10 protein-coding genes are annotated in these 16,024 nt (G+C 52.1%); 8 read left to right on the plus strand and 2 right to left on the minus strand.

Annotation, left to right across the window (positions count from 1 at the left end; all coding sequences use genetic code 11):
* Positions 1-56 precede the first annotated feature (56 nt).
* The 6 genes from NST26_RS09355 (at position 57) to NST26_RS09380 (ending at position 10,418) form a co-directional block, all read left to right on the plus strand.
* Entirely contained in the window at positions 57-983 is a 927-nt protein-coding gene (locus tag NST26_RS09355) for an ABC transporter permease (protein WP_036721498.1), read from the plus strand.
* An 85-nt stretch (positions 984-1,068) separates the two neighbouring features.
* Entirely contained in the window at positions 1,069-1,932 is an 864-nt protein-coding gene (locus NST26_RS09360) for a carbohydrate ABC transporter permease (RefSeq protein ID WP_425355110.1), read from the plus strand.
* Positions 1,933-2,002: 70 nt separating this feature from the next.
* Positions 2,003-3,571, plus strand: a complete 1,569-nt coding sequence (locus NST26_RS09365; protein ID WP_445323368.1) for a DUF3502 domain-containing protein — start codon at positions 2,003-2,005, stop codon at positions 3,569-3,571.
* A gap of 109 nt (positions 3,572-3,680) precedes the next feature.
* Entirely contained in the window at positions 3,681-6,035 is a 2,355-nt protein-coding gene (locus tag NST26_RS09370; protein ID WP_340979061.1) for a beta-galactosidase, read from the plus strand.
* 129 nt (positions 6,036-6,164) lie between these two features.
* Positions 6,165-9,272, plus strand: a complete 3,108-nt coding sequence (locus NST26_RS09375) for an ATP-binding protein (RefSeq protein ID WP_340979062.1) — start codon at positions 6,165-6,167, stop codon at positions 9,270-9,272.
* Between the two features lie 36 nt (positions 9,273-9,308).
* Positions 9,309-10,418 carry a response regulator gene (locus NST26_RS09380; protein WP_340979063.1) on the plus strand — a complete coding sequence of 370 codons (1,110 nt, stop codon included), beginning with the start codon at positions 9,309-9,311 and terminating at the stop codon, positions 10,416-10,418.
* Positions 10,419-10,502: 84 nt separating this feature from the next.
* Here the strand turns inward: NST26_RS09380 and NST26_RS09385 are convergent, their stop codons facing one another.
* Both NST26_RS09385 and NST26_RS09390 read right to left on the minus strand, forming a co-directional pair.
* On the minus strand, positions 10,503-11,339 hold the full coding sequence (locus tag NST26_RS09385; protein WP_036721510.1) for a carbohydrate ABC transporter permease: 837 nt from the start codon (positions 11,337-11,339) through the stop codon (positions 10,503-10,505).
* Entirely contained in the window at positions 11,339-12,229 is an 891-nt protein-coding gene (locus NST26_RS09390) for a carbohydrate ABC transporter permease (protein WP_036721513.1), read from the minus strand. The genes NST26_RS09385 and NST26_RS09390 overlap by 1 nt, the downstream gene beginning before the upstream one ends.
* 207 nt (positions 12,230-12,436) lie before the next feature.
* On the opposite strand from NST26_RS09390, the gene NST26_RS09395 reads away from it, so the two are divergent.
* Positions 12,437-14,299 carry a cache domain-containing sensor histidine kinase gene (locus tag NST26_RS09395; protein WP_340979064.1) on the plus strand — a complete coding sequence of 621 codons (1,863 nt, stop codon included), beginning with the start codon at positions 12,437-12,439 and terminating at the stop codon, positions 14,297-14,299.
* The gene (locus NST26_RS09400) at positions 14,292-15,938 is read left to right on the plus strand and encodes a response regulator transcription factor (RefSeq protein ID WP_340979065.1); all 1,647 of its coding nucleotides are present in this window, start codon (positions 14,292-14,294) and stop codon (positions 15,936-15,938) included. Before NST26_RS09395 ends, NST26_RS09400 begins: the two co-directional genes overlap by 8 nt.
* The last annotated feature ends 86 nt before the right edge of the window (positions 15,939-16,024 follow it).

A 16,024-nucleotide genomic window follows, 5' to 3' on the forward strand; every position in this document is an offset into this window, starting at 1 on the left:
GGACGCTTATTTATAATAAGGCTATAGAGAAATGGGAATGGGAAAGGGGATTCAAGATGAAACAGAAACAACACGGATTCTGGGATGACGTCAAGAAATACAGATCCTTGCTTCTTATGCTGACACCGGCAGTATTGTTCTTTCTGCTATTTGCTTATCTGCCCATGTCGGGCATAGTGCTGGCATTCAAGCAATTTGATTATACTGGCGGGGTATTCGGCAGTCCGTGGAACGGACTGGATAACTTCAAATTCTTCATTGATTCCGGTGACGCCTGGCGCGTAACCCGAAATACAGCGTTATATAACATCGCATTCATCGTTGTGAACAACGGGCTTCAGATCTTCGCAGCGATCCTGCTGTTCGAGGTAGCGGGCAAATGGTTCCGCAAGCTGACCCAAACGGTATTGTTCCTGCCTTATTTCATCTCCTGGGTTGTAGTTGGAGCCATTGCGTACAACCTGTTCAACTTCGATGTAGGTACCGTTAATGTATTGCTGAAGGGACTCGGTATGCAGCCGGTGGATATCTATAATACGGCAGCCTACTGGCCGTTTATCCTGGTCATTGTCTCCGCCTGGAAGACACTGGGCTACGGAACGATCATGTATCTGGCCGCCATCACCAGCATAGACACCGAGATGTACGAAGCCGCCGAAATTGACGGCGCGAATATTTTCCAGCGGATTATGAAAATTACGATTCCGAACCTGATGCCGACTGTCATCATTCTGGTGCTGCTGGCGATCGGTAATATCTTCCGCGGAGACTTCGGGATGTTCTACAATATGGTCGGCAACAACGGCCTGCTGTTCTCATCCACAGACGTAATCGACACCTTCGTCTTCCGCTCGCTGACCACATCCAATGAAATCGGGATGTCTGCGGCAGCCGGCTTCTACCAATCCCTGCTCGGCTTCGCAACCATCATGCTGGCCAACTATGCAGTACGCCGATACGACAAGGATCGCGCTCTATTCTAGGACAAGGAGGTAATGCCCAATGAGTTCAACCACTGCAAATATTCAATCACCGGAAGTACGCAGAAAGCCTGCTAACCGGGACAAGATGGTGCTATCCATCATCGGATACGTAACCCTAACGGTACTGGCCATATTCTGTATCTTCCCATTCATTCTGGTCATCTCTTCCTCTCTGAGTGAAGAGAGCGCGATTATCGAGAAAGGGTTCCAAATCTTCCCGACCGCCTTCTCGACAGAGGCGTACAGCCTGCTGTTCAAGTATCCGGCTGAGATGCTCAGAGCGTATGGCGTGACGATCTCCGTTACGGCCATCGGTACTATCGTCGGATTGTTCCTGACGTCAATGACAGCCTACGTGCTGTCCCGGAGAGATTTCAAATGGCGCAGCCGCTTCTCCTTCTTCTTCTTCTTCACTACATTGTTCAGCGGTGGTCTGGTTCCATGGTATCTGATGATCATCAACTATCTGCATCTGAAGGATACGCTTCTGGTACTGATTCTGCCGATGATGATGAACGTCTTCTATATTATTGTCATGAAGTCCTTCATGAGCAGCATCCCGGATGCGATTACAGAATCCGCCAAAATTGACGGAGCCGGCGATTTCCGGATCTTCATGCAGCTGATCGTGCCGTTGTCCAAGCCCGCCCTGGCGACCATTGGCCTCTTCATTGCCTTGGCCTACTGGAATGACTGGTATAACGCCTTGCTCTTCATCTCCAAGTCGGAGCTGATGCCGCTGCAGTATTATCTCTACAAAATGTTAGGCAATATGGATGGAATGCGTAAGGCGATGATGGCTTCCGGTGCGGTGGTCAACACAGACCTGCCAACCGAAAGTCTGAAGATGGCCATGACGATTGTGGCTACAGGGCCTATCCTGCTGGCGTATCCGTTCATCCAGAAGTATTTTGTAACAGGACTAACGATTGGTGCAGTCAAAGGATGATTACAGGGCAACCTGGTTATCAATATAAGACTTAAAGCAACTATTATTTAAGGGGGAAATACAGGTCATGATGAACAAGAAAAAGAAATTGACAGTTACGCTTGCAACGATGATGGCGCTTGGAACGGTCCTCAGTGCCTGCGGCGGCAATAATAATGGTAATACAGGAGCGGAGGCTACGAAGGCTCCGGCAGCATCCGAGGGAACGAATTCCGGCGCTGTGGACACCTCCAAGGAAGTGAAGCTCAAGATGATTCTGCTCGGGCCACAGCCCGGGGATTATGACAAGGTCTTCAGAGAGCTGAACACTAAGCTCAAGGAAAAAATCAATGCTACCGTAGAAACCGAATTCCTCGACTGGTCTGACTGGACCCAGAAATACCCGCTGAAATTCGCAGCGAATGAAGACTTCGATCTCGTATACACAGCGAACTGGGCCTTCTATAACGATCAGGCGCTGAAAGGCGGATTCCTGGAGCTAACGGATGATATGCTGACCAAATACATGCCACAGACCTGGGAAGCGATGCCGAAAGTGAACTGGCAGCAAGCCAAGGTGGACGGCAAGCTCTACATGGTTCCTAACAACAATGTTGAAGTAACCGACAAAGTGGTGCTGTACCGTGAGGATCTGCGCAAAAAGCATAACCTGCCGGAAATCAACAGTCCTGAATCGTACGCGACTTACCTGAAGGCGATTGCCAAGGACGAAAAGGGCATTACTGCCTATGGAGCCAAGCCGGCGGACGGCTGGAAATTCCATGAGCTGGATCAGACGCTGCTGGAGCAGAACAACAACTTCAACCTGGTAGATGCCAGCCTGCTGCCGCTGGCGTACAAGCTGGATGATGCAACCGGTAAAGTCTTCAACATCTATGACACACCGGAATTCACTTCCCTGCTTAAATATTACAAAGACCTGGCCGATAACGGCGCCTGGTCCAAGAACGTAGTCAGCAACAAAAACGATGTATGGCAGGATGTGAAAGCAGGCAAAGTATCCTCTTATGCGCACAATCTGGGTACTGTAGCTGCTAACCTGGCTGAAATGCGCCGTGACAAACCGGATGTAGAGCTGGGCATTGCTGACCTTACCCCGGACAAAAAGAAAATTGCTGCGATCTCAACGCAGAACGGGATGTCCGTGCATGCAACCTCTAAGAATCCTGAGCGCGCACTGATGCTGCTGGATTTACTGCAGAATGACAAGGAAATTCACGACTTGACTATGTACGGTATCGCCGGAAGCAACTACAACCCGGAAGGCGACAAGAAGTTCACCGCCGGTCCTGCTGCCGCTAACTACACAGGCTTCTCGAACTGGGGCTGGAACTCCCCGCTGAACCGTCAGGATGCAGCGTATCCTAAGGAAGCGGACGATATGTTCAACACTTGGCAGTCCAGCATCTATCACTTCCCGCTGGAAACCTTCGTCTTCGACACTACGCCAGTGAAGAACGAAGTGGCTAATATCGGCAACGTGATGCTGCGTTATGCGATTCCGCTTGAATATGGCTTGATCGAAGATCTGGCGAAAGGCCAGGCAGACCTGATCAAGCAGCTGAAATCAGCAGGTCTGGATAAGGTGCAGACTGAAATGCAGACACAGATCGATGCGTTCCTCGCAGCGCAGAAATAACAGAATAAGCTTACGGGCTGCTCCAAAGCAATAGCTTTGGGGCAGTTTTTATGAAATTATAGGTATAGGTTGTACAAGGATCATACAATATGGCAAAGGAGCAATTCTCATGAGATATACGATACAGGCTGGGGTGTCTCCCAAAAAAATCTACCCGTCCACACTGAAGCTGGGCGGGAGCAATCCTCAAGGGGATGAGATCCGCTTCACGAATTATTATATGGAGCGCAGCGGCAAGCCTTATTTCGCCATCTGCGGGGAATTCCATTATTCACGGTATCCCGAAGCGGATTGGGGGAGTGAAATCGCCAAGATGAAGCTGTCCGGCATCAATGTGGTGGCGACCTATATCTTCTGGAATCATCATGAAGAGGTGGAAGGAGCGTTCGAATGGGCAGGCAACCGCAATCTCCGGAGATTCGTGGAGCTGTGCCGGGATAATGGCCTATACGTCATCCTGCGTGTGGGTCCGTTCTGTCATGGCGAGGTCCGTAACGGCGGACTGCCGGACTGGCTGTTCGGCCGGGAATTCGCTGTGCGCTCCAATGACGAGGGCTACCTGAAGTATGTGAACCGCCTGTTCAAGGAGATCGGCAATCAGGCCGATGGACAGATGTTCAAGGATGGCGGCCCGGTGATCGGGATTCAGCTGGAGAATGAGCTGAATGCTGCGGCCGCTCTCTGGGAAGAGACCGCCAAGCAGGGTGACGAATATCTCAGCGGCGGAGCGAGCGGTGAAGCGGGATCTGAGCATATGCGTCTGCTTAAGCAGTATGCGGTGGATTCCGGTCTGATCGCTCCGATCTATACCAGCACCGGCTGGGGCGAGGCGCCGTTCCTGGAGGATGAGGTGCTTCCGCTCTACGGAGGGTATGCCTATACTCCGTGGAGCATCAGTGACCCGAATCAGGTTCAGAAGCCGACGCCGGAATATGTATTCGTGAATTTCCATGATGACAAGGCGCCGGGCGGCGAATTCAATCCGCCGTATGCGCGGACGAAATACCCGTTCGCTTGCTGTGAGATGGGCGGCGGGATGCAGACCTGGTATCTGTCCCGGTTCCAGGTTGAGCCGGAAAGTGTCATCGCCATGACCTTAATGAAGCTTGCCGGAGGCTGCAACTTCATCGGGTATTATATGTTCCATGGCGGAACCAATCCGGTGGGAAGAACGGGATACCTGAATGAGAGCACTACGCCGAAGCTGACTTATGACTTCCAGGCGCCAATCGGGGAATTCGGCCAGATCCGTGAGTCGAATCACCTGCTTCGTCCGCTTCATTATTTCCTGCGCCGGTTCGCAGACCGGCTTGCACCGATGGCAACTGTGCTTCCTGAAGGGGCAGAAGCAGTTACGCCGGAGGATGCGCACACGCTGCGTTATGCAGTCCGCACGGACGGCAAGTCCGGGTTCCTGTTCGTCAATAACTATCAGGACCATGTGGAGATGGATACGCACGAGGAGGTTGTGTTTGCGGTAGAACTGGGAGAGGAGACGCTAAGCTTCCCGCAGCGGAGCAAGCTGACGGTTCAGCCCAAGGCTTCCTTCCTGCTGCCGTTCAACTTCGCGCTGGATGGTCTTAATCTCAAGGCTGCCACGGCCCAGCCTGTTACGGCTATTGAAACGGAGGAAGCAGCCACCTACTTCTTCTCTATGCCGGAGGGCATCGACGCTGAATTCCAGATTGACGCAGATACCGGTATTCTGGAGGTGAGCGCGGAGAGCGGAGACGTAGCAGAGAATGGCGGCTATAATGTGCTGATTCCGCATCACCAATCTTCTATGATTGTGATCCGGCGGGACGGAGCCAGAGAAGTCCGTATCTATGCCATGAGTGCTCGTGAAGCTGCGGCTCTGTGGGAGCTTGAGGAGAACGGCTGCAGCCGCATCATCTTCTCACCGGTTCCTCCGGTTCAGACCCCGGGCGGAATTGAATTCATCAGCCAGGGGCATCATGCATTCACATTCCGTGAATACACGGGCGGAACTGAGGCGGCAACGCAGTGGAATACCGCACAGGCGGATGCAACGGTCAGCGGACGACAGGATGGCTGGTTCCAGGCTTACGAGGTACAGGTACCGCAGAAGGAAGTCGCCGTTACGATGCGCCGGATTCAGGATCACAAGGTTGTCCTCCAGTTGCCCGAAGAAGTCCTGGAGGGTTCGGAAGAAGTCCTGCTGAGCATTGATTATACAGGCAATGTGGGCTATGCCTTCGCTGCCGGGCAGCTGTTCCACGACCATTTCTATAACGGCTTGCCGTGGGAAATCGGCCTGTCGCGGTTCCGGGAGGTACTGCGCCGGGGCGAGATCGTTCTGGAAACGACACCTCGCCGGACAGGTGCTGTTAAGCTGGCCGACGATGCAGCCATGGCTGTGGAGAAGGTATTCGAGGGCGAAGCCGTCGCCGTGTTCCATAGTGTGACCGCAACAAAGGTGTACCGGATCGGACTAACAAGATAATGCAAGAAGGAAGCACTGTCCAGGAAGCTCCGCTGGATGGTGCTTTTTTCTGTTTAAGTATTTTGTGAGATTTTTATAAGTGCATTAAGTTAGAATGAGAACATCGATGATTTGAACTGGAGGCTGTTTGTGAGAAAGGTAAATATCCGCAGACTTGCGGGAATCGGCATATTCTTCTGTATTATCTTTTCTTTGATCTTCATGATCTTCTCACTGACCCGGCCTCCTCAAAATGAGGTAAGCGTGGAGAAGGGAGTACTGGATCTGTCCTCATGGAATCTTGAGCAGCAGGGAGTCGTGAATTTGGATGGTGAGTGGGAGTTTTACCAGGATGAGCTGCTGAGCCCTGAGGATTTCCGGCAAGGCCGGTATGATTCTCCGCCTGCCTATTTGAAGGTTCCCGGTACCTGGCGCGGCAAGAATCCCGCTGGCGGGATGAGCAGCAGGGGTTCAGGCACCTACCGTTTGCAGGTATTATTGAAGGATACCGATGAAATACTCGGCTTGAAAATAAGAAGCATCCGCATGGCCCACCGTCTGTTTATTGGTGGACAGGAGGAGGGGGCCAGCGGGTTTCCTTCTACGGACAAAGGCGCGTTTCAACCCGGAAACACACCGTATTCGATATTTTTTCATCCGGATACCCGCAGGCTCGAGATTGTGATCCAAGTCTCTAACTATAATTTTGTCACCGGAGGAATTGTGAACTCCCTCACGCTTGGAGCACAAGAGGACATCACCCGGCGCAACATGATACAGATCGGTGCGGATATCGGAATCATTTTGATCTTGGCCATGTTCGGTGCCTATCACCTCAGCTTCTATTTTATTGGCCGCCATGAGAAGGAGTATTTGCTTAGCGGATTTTTCTTATTGTTTCTGGCCTTGCAGAACTCCTTGTACGGGGAAAAGATGTTTCAGCGTCTCCTGCCGTCGGTCCCCTTTGATTTTTCGTATAAGCTGCTGGATGTCAGCCACTTTCTTAACGCGATACTGATTATTGTGTTCTTTTGTACCGTAGAGTCGCACCTGATGTCGCTGCGCAGGCTGAAGCTGATTCTTACCCCGTTTATGGCCTATCTTGTTATGGTTGTGCTTTTGCCATATGCGGTGCATATTCGAGTGAAATATTTCTTTATATTCTATCTCTGGATCGTTATGCTCGGCATTGTAGCGAGAATGGTCTATTTGTATATCCGCAGGCAGAGTCAGGTGGCAGACCGTGCGGAGCTGATGCTGTTCATTGGCGGAGCCACTGCGCTGATGATCTATCTGATGAATGACGGCCTTTATTCCGAGAATATTGTGCAGAGCAATTTTACAGGAAGATGCGGAGTTATTGCATTTATTGTGCTCATTAATATCCTGCTGGCCGTAAGGTTCTCGAATGCGTATGCCAAAACAGAGATTCTATCCCGTAAGCTATGGACAGCGAACCAGCTGAAGGATGAATTCCTGATGAACACCTCTCATGAGATCAAGACACCGCTCCATGGAATAATGAATATGACCTCTTTTTTACTGGAGAATCAGGAAGAGAATTTGCATGCAGGCCAGAAGCAGAATCTGTGGCTGATTAAGGATACATCCACGAAGCTGTCGATGCTGATCCAGGATCTGATCGATGTCAGCCGGTTGAGGCACGGAGAGCTGCGATTGCACCAGACCGCTGTTGATCTAAGAGTGGCTGTCCAAATTGTATATGATATTCTCCGGTTCGAGCTGGCGGGCAAAGAGGTGCAGCTGCTCAACCAGGTGGATGCCGATACATGGGTACTCGCGGATGAGAGCAGACTGCGGCAGGTGATGTATAACCTGGTTCATAACGCGATTAAGCATACCCTTCAGGGATCGATTCAGATTACAGCAAGAGTAGCCGGGAGTGAGGTCTTCATTGAAGTGGAGGACACCGGAACAGGGATATCCGAAGAGAACCATGCGGCGATCTTTGAATATTTTGAGCAGGTGGACAGGCTGCTGCCGCAGGACGGATATACCGGAATGGGGGTAGGGCTGTATATCAGCAGGAAGCTGGTGGAGCGTATGGGCGGTGTGATTCGGGTGGATTGGTCCGAGAAGGGCAAGGGAACCCGCATGGTATTTACGCTGCCCCTAGTAGACCCTATTCCCGAATATCAGCAGGCTGCCGTATCCGAACCTTACGCGCTGCATGCCGATGTTGATTATACGGTGCTTGATGTACTGGACCGGGAAGGGCAGACCATTCTGATTGTAGACGATGAGGCCTCCAACATCCATACCCTGCTGAATATTCTCCGTCGTCATGATTATAATGTGCTGGTAGCCTTCTCCGCCAAGGAAGCATTGACCAAACTTCAGGAATATCAGCAAGTGGATCTTGTCATTCTGGATATCATGATGCCGGGTACATCGGGGATAGAATTATGCCAATCACTGCGCAGCCGTCATTCTATACTTGATCTGCCGATTCTGTTCGCCACAGTCAAGGATGCACCTTCCGATATTGCGCTGGGCTTCCGGGCCGGGGCGAATGATTTTGTGACCAAGCCCTTTGAGAGCGAGACGCTGATGGCCCGGATTCATAACCTGCTGGCCATGAAATTGTCGATCCAGGAAGCGATCCGGCATGAGCATGCGTTCCATCAAGCCCAGATCAAACCGCATTTCCTGTATAATGCGATGAGCAGTATCATCTCATTCTGTTATACCGATGGCGTCAAGGCAGCTTATCTGTTAACCATGCTCAGCCAATATATGCGCTTTATTCTGGATATGGACCGCTCCACACTTGTCATTCCGTTGTACCGGGAGCTGGAGCTGATTCAAGCCTATGTTGAAATTGAACAAGCCCGCTTCGGGGAGAGGTTCGACTATAGCAGCCAGGTGGATGATTCCCTGAAGGCAGTGAATATCCCGTCCCTCTGCATCCAGCCATTTATTGAGAATGCCATCCGTCATGGACTGTTCGAGAAGGAGGGGCAAGGCAAGGTTGCCTTAAGAATTCAGGCTGGTGACGGCTACATGAGGATTATAGTCGAAGATGACGGTGTAGGCATTCCCGCTGATCTGTTATATACATTGAACAGTCAGGGAGAGCTGCAAGGAAGCATTGGTATTCAGAATATCCGCAAGCGTCTGGATATGATTCCGGGAGCCAGCTTAAGCATTCATTCTGAAGCAGACAGCGGTACGAAGGTAACGATCTATCTGCCGCTCAGCGGCGGCGGCTCCGGGCAAGGGGCTTCTGAGGAGTAGGAGTAAATATGATTCTGCGTGAAGGAGGGGTCTTCCATGTTTCGGGCGATGATTGTTGAGGATGAACGGCCAATCCTGGATTTAATGAAGGTGCTGGTTGGCCAAAATAGCAATTACAGCATTGTAGGAGCTTTTACGAATCCGGTAGAGGCCTTGGCGAATCTGCAGGAGCTGCAGCCGGATATCGTGTTCATTGATGTGGAGATGCCGAGGATGAACGGGCTGCAGCTTGCAGTGCACATCCATGAACAGCTGGGTCAGGCAGAGATAGTGTTCACTACGGCTTATAAGGATTATGCGCTTGAAGCATTCGAAGTAAGTGCACTTGATTATATTCTCAAGCCTGTCACGCCGCAAGCGATTCAGCGGGTCACCGGGCGGCTGTTCAAGCACCGGACAACCCACATTCCCGCAGAGACCGTCAAGTCTAGCTTCTCCATCCGCTGCTTCGGTGAATTTGAAGTCCTTAATCCGGAGGGACTCCCGGTCCACTTCCGAACCCGCCGGACCGAGGAATTGTTCGCTTATCTTCTCTGCCACCCTGGACGGTATATCAGCAAGTGGAAGCTCATTGATTTGTTGTGGCAGGATGCGAAGGGAGAGCGGGGATTATCCAATCTGCATAATACCCTGTACCTGTTAAAAAAGGTCCTGAAAGAGAACAAAATTCCGATGAGCATACAGAAGCTTAATGACGGTTACAGGCTGGATACGGCAAATAAACAATATGATCTCCTGCAGTATCATCAACTGCAGCAGGTTCACAGTGAGGGCAGACTGACCACAGAGCAAGCCGAAGAGCTCTGTTCGCTGTATCAGGGGCCGCTGCTGGAGGGCAAGAATTACTTATGGAAGATCCCGTTAGAGGAAGCCTTCTTCAAGCAATATACAGCAATGGTCCGGGAATTGGCGGCGGCTGAGCTTACGGCTGGAAATGGAGCAGCAGCGGAATTACGTCTTGAGCAATACTTGTCGCTGTATCCTTTGGAGGAGGAAATGAACCGCCTCCTGATTAGCATGTATAGAGGACGCGGCGCATTAGAGAATATCAATAGACGGTATGAGCAGTTTGAAGCGGCTTGTAAAAATGAGCTGGGGCTTGAGCTGCCGCCGGAAATCAAGAATGAATGGCTGCAGGCTCATTAGTATATCCCGTGACAAAAAGAAAAGGCGTCCCATGAAGCCGTTACACGGCTTATGGGGACGCCTCTTTGCATAGTGAGAACAGGATCAGCCCTTAACCGCCCCCGCGACAACGCCCTTCACAATGTATTTCTGCAGGAAGATGAAGACCACGATTGATGGAAGCACCGCCATTACCATAGCGGTCATGGCATACTGCCAGTCCGAGGTATACTGGCCCACGAAGGTGTAAGCGGCCAGCGTTAACGTCTTCGTCTCCGGTGAACCGTTGACCATCAGCAGCGGGAGCAGGAAGTCATTCCAGATCCACATGACATCGATGATGACGATGGTCGTGGTGACCGATTTCAGCAGCGGGAAGATCACGCTGAAGAACAGGCGGAAGCCGGAAGCGCCGTCAATCGTCGCACTCTCGTCAATCTCTGTCGGGATACCCTTCACGAAGCCGTGATAGATGAACACCGCCAGCGGAGCGCCGAAGCCCCAATATAGGAGACCCAGTCCCCAGGTGCTCTCCGACAGATTGAGGTTCTTGGCGGTCTGGAGGACCGTCAGCATGATCGACTGGAACGGGATCAGCATCGGCATAATGCACAGGAAATACAGGACACCGCTCCATCTGGTCTTGGTCCGGGCCAGCTTATAGGCGGCGATGGAGGAGATGAATACGATACCGAGCAGGCCGACACCCGTAATGATGAAGTTGTTCAGGAACAGCCGCGGATAGTTGATGAACTCCCAGACATAGGCATAGTTGCTGAAGGTCAGCTTCTGCGGGAGGGCGATGACATCGGTCATGACCTCGCCGAAGCTTTTTAACGAGTTAATGATTGTCAGGAACAGTGGATACAGGAACAGCAGAGACAAGAGGACCAGGACAATTTCCAGTATGATCTTGCCCGCCTTGTTGTGGTTTGTTTTCATTAGGCCTCTACCTCTCTCCGTTTGAAGACTGTCAGCTGGATGATCGTCACGACAAGCACAGCCAGGAACAGGATAAGCGCTTTCGCCGTGCCGTAGCCGTACAGATTGTTCTGGAACGTATCCCTGTAGATATCATAAGCAATACTGTAGGTAGTTCCGCCGGGACCGCCGCCGGTCAGCGACAGGATGACATCGAATACCTTGATTGAATTGGTGAGCGCCATGAACACAGAGATCGTGATCGATGGGGCAAGCAGCGGCAGCGTAATGCTGAAGAATCGTCTCAGCGGTCCGGCACCGTCTACTGTAGCGGCTTCCTTGAGATCCTCAGGCACAGATTGCAGACCGGCAATGTAGATAACCAGATAGAACCCGATGGACTGCCAGATGGATACGCCCAGGATGGAGATGAAGGCCAGTCCCGGTGTCCCGAGCCAGCTTAGATCGAAGATTGCCCAGCCGGTGCTCTCACCCAGCGAGTTGAAGCCCTGCATGAAGATGAATTTCCAGATGAAGCCGACAATCACAAGGCTGAGGATATAAGGGATGAAGAAGGCCGCTCTCAGCCAGGAGGTGCTTCTCAGCTTCATGTCCAGCAGCACGGCCAGCAGAATCGCCAGCACGTTGACTATGATAATGTAGAGCACCGCGTATTTAATCGTGAACCAGGCAGCATCCGAGAAGTTGGTATCGCCGGAGAAGATCTGCTTGAAATTATCCAGCCCGACGAACTTGGGGTGCTTGGAGATCCCGTTCCACTTGGTCATCGAATAGCGGATGGTCATGGCGAACGGAATATAGAAGGCTACAGCGATACAGATCAGAACCGGGAGAGTGAAGATTCCGAATTCGAATTTCTCGCGCCATCTTTTGCCGAGTGTTTTTAACATGGATGCACCTCTTCTTGAGTTATAGGGTGGGAGTAGTAGGCCTGGCTTGCCACACTTAACCATTCCGGTTAGTCTATATTGTGTATTATAGAGTAGACCCGTATCGTCAAAAATGGATTTAAGAGTACAGTTAAGGGTAAAAAGGTGAACGGACTGCGGAGGCCGGAAAAGCCCCCAAAACCGGCAGCGGGGAGAGCGGAGAGCATCATGAGAAAAGTGTGGGTTAAGCTGATCGAGCCTTTACTGGCGCGGGTGTCCCGCCGCCTGGCTAACAAGCTGATTCTGTTGTTTACGATTATCATCATCCTGGTGGTCAGTTCACTCACCTACATATCCTATAGCATGCTGCAGCGGGAATCGGTCGATAACAGCATTGCCAGTACTAGCAACAACCTGCTCCTGGTCGGACGGAATCTGGAGAGTTATCTGAGCGGGATTGAGCAATTGTCTCTGCCGCAAATCTCCTACGATGAGTTCAATTATGCGCTTTTGCATGAATCGGAAGACTACAGCTCCCGGATGTACGTGGAGGATTATCTGCGGAATCTGTATTTTTCGCGCAATGATCTGGAGGCTGCCTATCTCTATGTAATCAAGGAGCAGAAGTATTATTATGTCACTAAGGAGAACTATAACATCACCGTCCGGGTATCTGAGCACCCGCCTATTGATGACCTGCCGTGGTATAAGCGGGCGCTTAAGAGTCCGTATAACCGTTCCTATCAGTCGTTCGTGGAGGAGCAGCCGGCCAGCGTGAACAGCGCCGATTACCCCGTCAACCATAATAAGGTGTTCATGGGCTACCACCGGCTGATCCGCTCCATTGTCTCACGCGAGCCGCAGGCGGTATTATCGCTATATTTGAACTCCTCCGTGACCGATGAGATTATGCGGGATATCCCGTTCAGCACCGGAGAGCATCTGATGTATATCAGCCCGGACGGCGAGCCCTTCAAGGTGGATGATAAGGAATTCTACCGGGAGAGCAGGGAGGCGGGACTGGCGAAGCTGCTGACACCGGAGCAGAAGGGGCGCGTAACCTGGTCTGCTAAGGGGCAGAAGTACCTGGTAATCTACGATATCAGCCAAAAGGAAGGCTGGAAGCTCGTCAAGCCGATTCCCTACACCCAAATCTATGAAGCAGCTACAACGACGCGTACGTTAAGTGTGGCGATTGGCCTGCTGTTCCTGATCGTCTCTGTGGTGCTGGTCAGCTTCACCTCGAACCGGATTACCCATCCGCTGAAGAATTTGTCGCTCCAAATGCAGCGGTTCAGTACCGGGAGCTTCGATGCGCAGGCTGCGGTTGCAGGCAAGGATGAGATCGCCTACCTGTCGCGCCATTTCAACAAGATGGTCGAGAAGACGAATGAGCTGATCAATGAACGCTATAAAATGAAAATTGTTGAAAAGAACGCCGTCCTTAAAGCCCTGGAGGCTGAAATTAATCCCCATTTCCTGTACAATGCGCTCCAGGCGATCTCTACCAAGGCACTCAAGAACAACAACGACGATATTGTCGAGATGGTGGACAACCTGGCCCTGACCCTGCGATACTGCATTAGCGGCAAGGATGTCGTGCAGGCAAGGGAGGAGCTGCGGCATATTGAACGGTATCTGGCGCTGCAGAAGGCGCGGTTCGGGAACCGGATGCAGGTGGTATACGCCTGGGATGAGAGCCTGATGGAGCTGCGAATTCCCAAGCTGTCGATCCAGACCCTGGTGGAGAACTGCATCAAGCATGCGCTGGAAAAGGTATCGAGTACGGTTACCATCACCATTGAGGCGCGTATCACCGGCACACACAGCGTCATCTCTGTGCTGGACGACGGGCCGGGCATCAGCGGAGAACGGCTGGAGCAGGTGCTCAGCTCCCTTCAGATGCAGTGGGAGGACCGCGTAGCGGACACGGCCGAAGAGGACGGTATGGAGAGTATCGGGCTGAAGAATCTGAATACCCGGCTGAAGCTTTTGTATGGAGAGGAGTCGGGTCTGGTCATTCATAGCACGGAGCAGGGAACACGAATGGATATGCGGCTGCCGCGGGGAGGAGTAGGACAACATGTATAGAGTGCTGATTATTGATGATGAGGAGCCGCTGCGCGAAGCGATTCATATCCTGGGGGATTGGGAGTGTCTCGGTGTCAGCGAGGTGCGGGAGGCGACAGACGGTAAGGCGGGGCTTGAGCTGCTGCGCCGTGAGCGGTTCGATCTGGTGCTGGTCGATATGAAAATGCCGGAGCTGAGCGGAGCCGAGCTGCTGCAGATTGCCGAGCAGGAATTCCCGGACCTGCTGCTGATTGTGATCAGCGGCTATAATGATTTCGAGTATACGCGCCAGGCCATCCGCTCGAAGGTGGTGGATTACCTGCTGAAGCCGGTGAACCGCACAGATCTTAACCATGCACTGCGCAAGGCGGTGGGGGTGCTGGAGGCCAAGCAGAAGCGGGAGAGCGAGTTCATAAGCCGCAATATTACACTCAATATGTCGCTGCCGAAGCTGAAGGAGAAGATGTATCTGTCCATCATTGACCGGAGCTTCAAGACCCAGTCCAATGAGGCTTTTCTCCCGCTGATCGGGGCGGACGGGGCGGCCAGCCACTTCGCTGTCGGCCTTCTGCGGATGCTGAATCTGGAGAAGGTGCGTAAGGAAAGATTCCATGGGGACCGGGATCTGCTGCATTTCGCCGTAACGAATGTAATGAACGAGAACACGGACGGGCAGTTCGAGTCATTCAGCTTCGCCAGCCCCAAGGGGGAACGCGAATTCATTGCCATCTTCACCATGAAGGGCGGTTATGAAGCGGATGCGGCCTTCCTGTCGTTGCACCATATGAAGAAAGCAGCCTCTACCCTGAAGGAGCTGTTCGGGATCATCTGTGCAGGCGGAATCGGGGAGCCTTGCAGTGATTCGCTCAGCATTGCCGCTTCTTATGAGCAGGCCAAAGCATCACTAGATACGATTGACCTGCTCAGCCTGAGGGGCAGCCTGATTGTGCAGGGCATCGTGATGAATCCCGTAGCGAAGGATATTCCCTCCCTGACCGGGCGGATGCCGCAGATTCGCAGCGCGCTGGAGGGCGGGAATGTGAACCATGCCCGCAGCATCCTCAGCGAATTCATCCGCAAATGCCAGGAGACGGAAGGTTTTACTCTTGGTGAAGCGGACCGGACCCTGCAGGGCTTTCTCTTGCTGCTGGGCGAGATTGCTGCCCAGCTGGGTGCCATGCCGCCGCAGATCCGCAGCGGGAAGGACAGCAGCCTGGCACCTCTGGGCATCCTCAGCGACTTCTCCTCCTTTGAGCAGTTTGCGGGCGTGCTTAATGATATCTTCGACCGTTATGCGGGCGAGATCAGCCGGACAGTGGCCGGAGACCGCAGCAGCGTGCTGGAGAACATCAAGGCGTATATTGATAACCATTATTTCGAGGATATTAAAATATCGATGTTCACGGAACAATATTTCCTGAGCAGAGAGTATCTGATGAAGCTGTTCAAGGGACAATACGGCTACGGCATTCACGAGTATGTGCAAAAGGTAAGGATGGACAAGGCTAAAGCATTGCTACGCGACCCTGCCCTCAAAATTCAGGATATCTCTGAAATGCTGGGATACAAGGACAAGAACTATTTCAGCAAGGCTTTCCGCAATTACTATGATTGCTCCCCTTCAGAGTTCCGGCTGCAGCTGCCAGGGGTAGAAAAGTGAAACGGTTACATGGACACTTTTTTACCCTCATCAGTTCACTTATGTACATTCTTATCCTTTTTCTTTTTATTTAGAATGATGAGCAA

The organism is Paenibacillus sp. FSL R7-0128 (assembly GCF_038002245.1).
GTDB classification, from domain to species: Bacteria; Bacillota; Bacilli; order Paenibacillales; family Paenibacillaceae; genus Paenibacillus_AQ; species Paenibacillus_AQ silagei.

Excerpts from the sequence above, each read along its gene's own strand:
- NST26_RS09385 (WP_036721510.1), bottom strand. The coding sequence starts at position 11,339 with ATGAAAACAAACCACAACAAGGCGGGCAAGATCATACTGGAAATTGTC.
- NST26_RS09355 (WP_036721498.1), top strand. The coding sequence starts at position 57 with ATGAAACAGAAACAACACGGATTCTGGGATGACGTCAAGAAATACAGA.
- NST26_RS09360 (WP_425355110.1), top strand. The coding sequence starts at position 1,069 with ATGGTGCTATCCATCATCGGATACGTAACCCTAACGGTACTGGCCATA.
- NST26_RS09370 (WP_340979061.1), top strand. The coding sequence starts at position 3,681 with ATGAGATATACGATACAGGCTGGGGTGTCTCCCAAAAAAATCTACCCG.
- NST26_RS09390 (WP_036721513.1), bottom strand. The coding sequence starts at position 12,229 with ATGTTAAAAACACTCGGCAAAAGATGGCGCGAGAAATTCGAATTCGGA.
- NST26_RS09380 (WP_340979063.1), top strand. The coding sequence starts at position 9,309 with ATGTTTCGGGCGATGATTGTTGAGGATGAACGGCCAATCCTGGATTTA.
- NST26_RS09400 (WP_340979065.1), top strand. The coding sequence starts at position 14,292 with ATGTATAGAGTGCTGATTATTGATGATGAGGAGCCGCTGCGCGAAGCG.
- NST26_RS09365 (WP_445323368.1), top strand. The coding sequence starts at position 2,003 with ATGAACAAGAAAAAGAAATTGACAGTTACGCTTGCAACGATGATGGCG.
- NST26_RS09395 (WP_340979064.1), top strand. The coding sequence starts at position 12,437 with ATGAGAAAAGTGTGGGTTAAGCTGATCGAGCCTTTACTGGCGCGGGTG.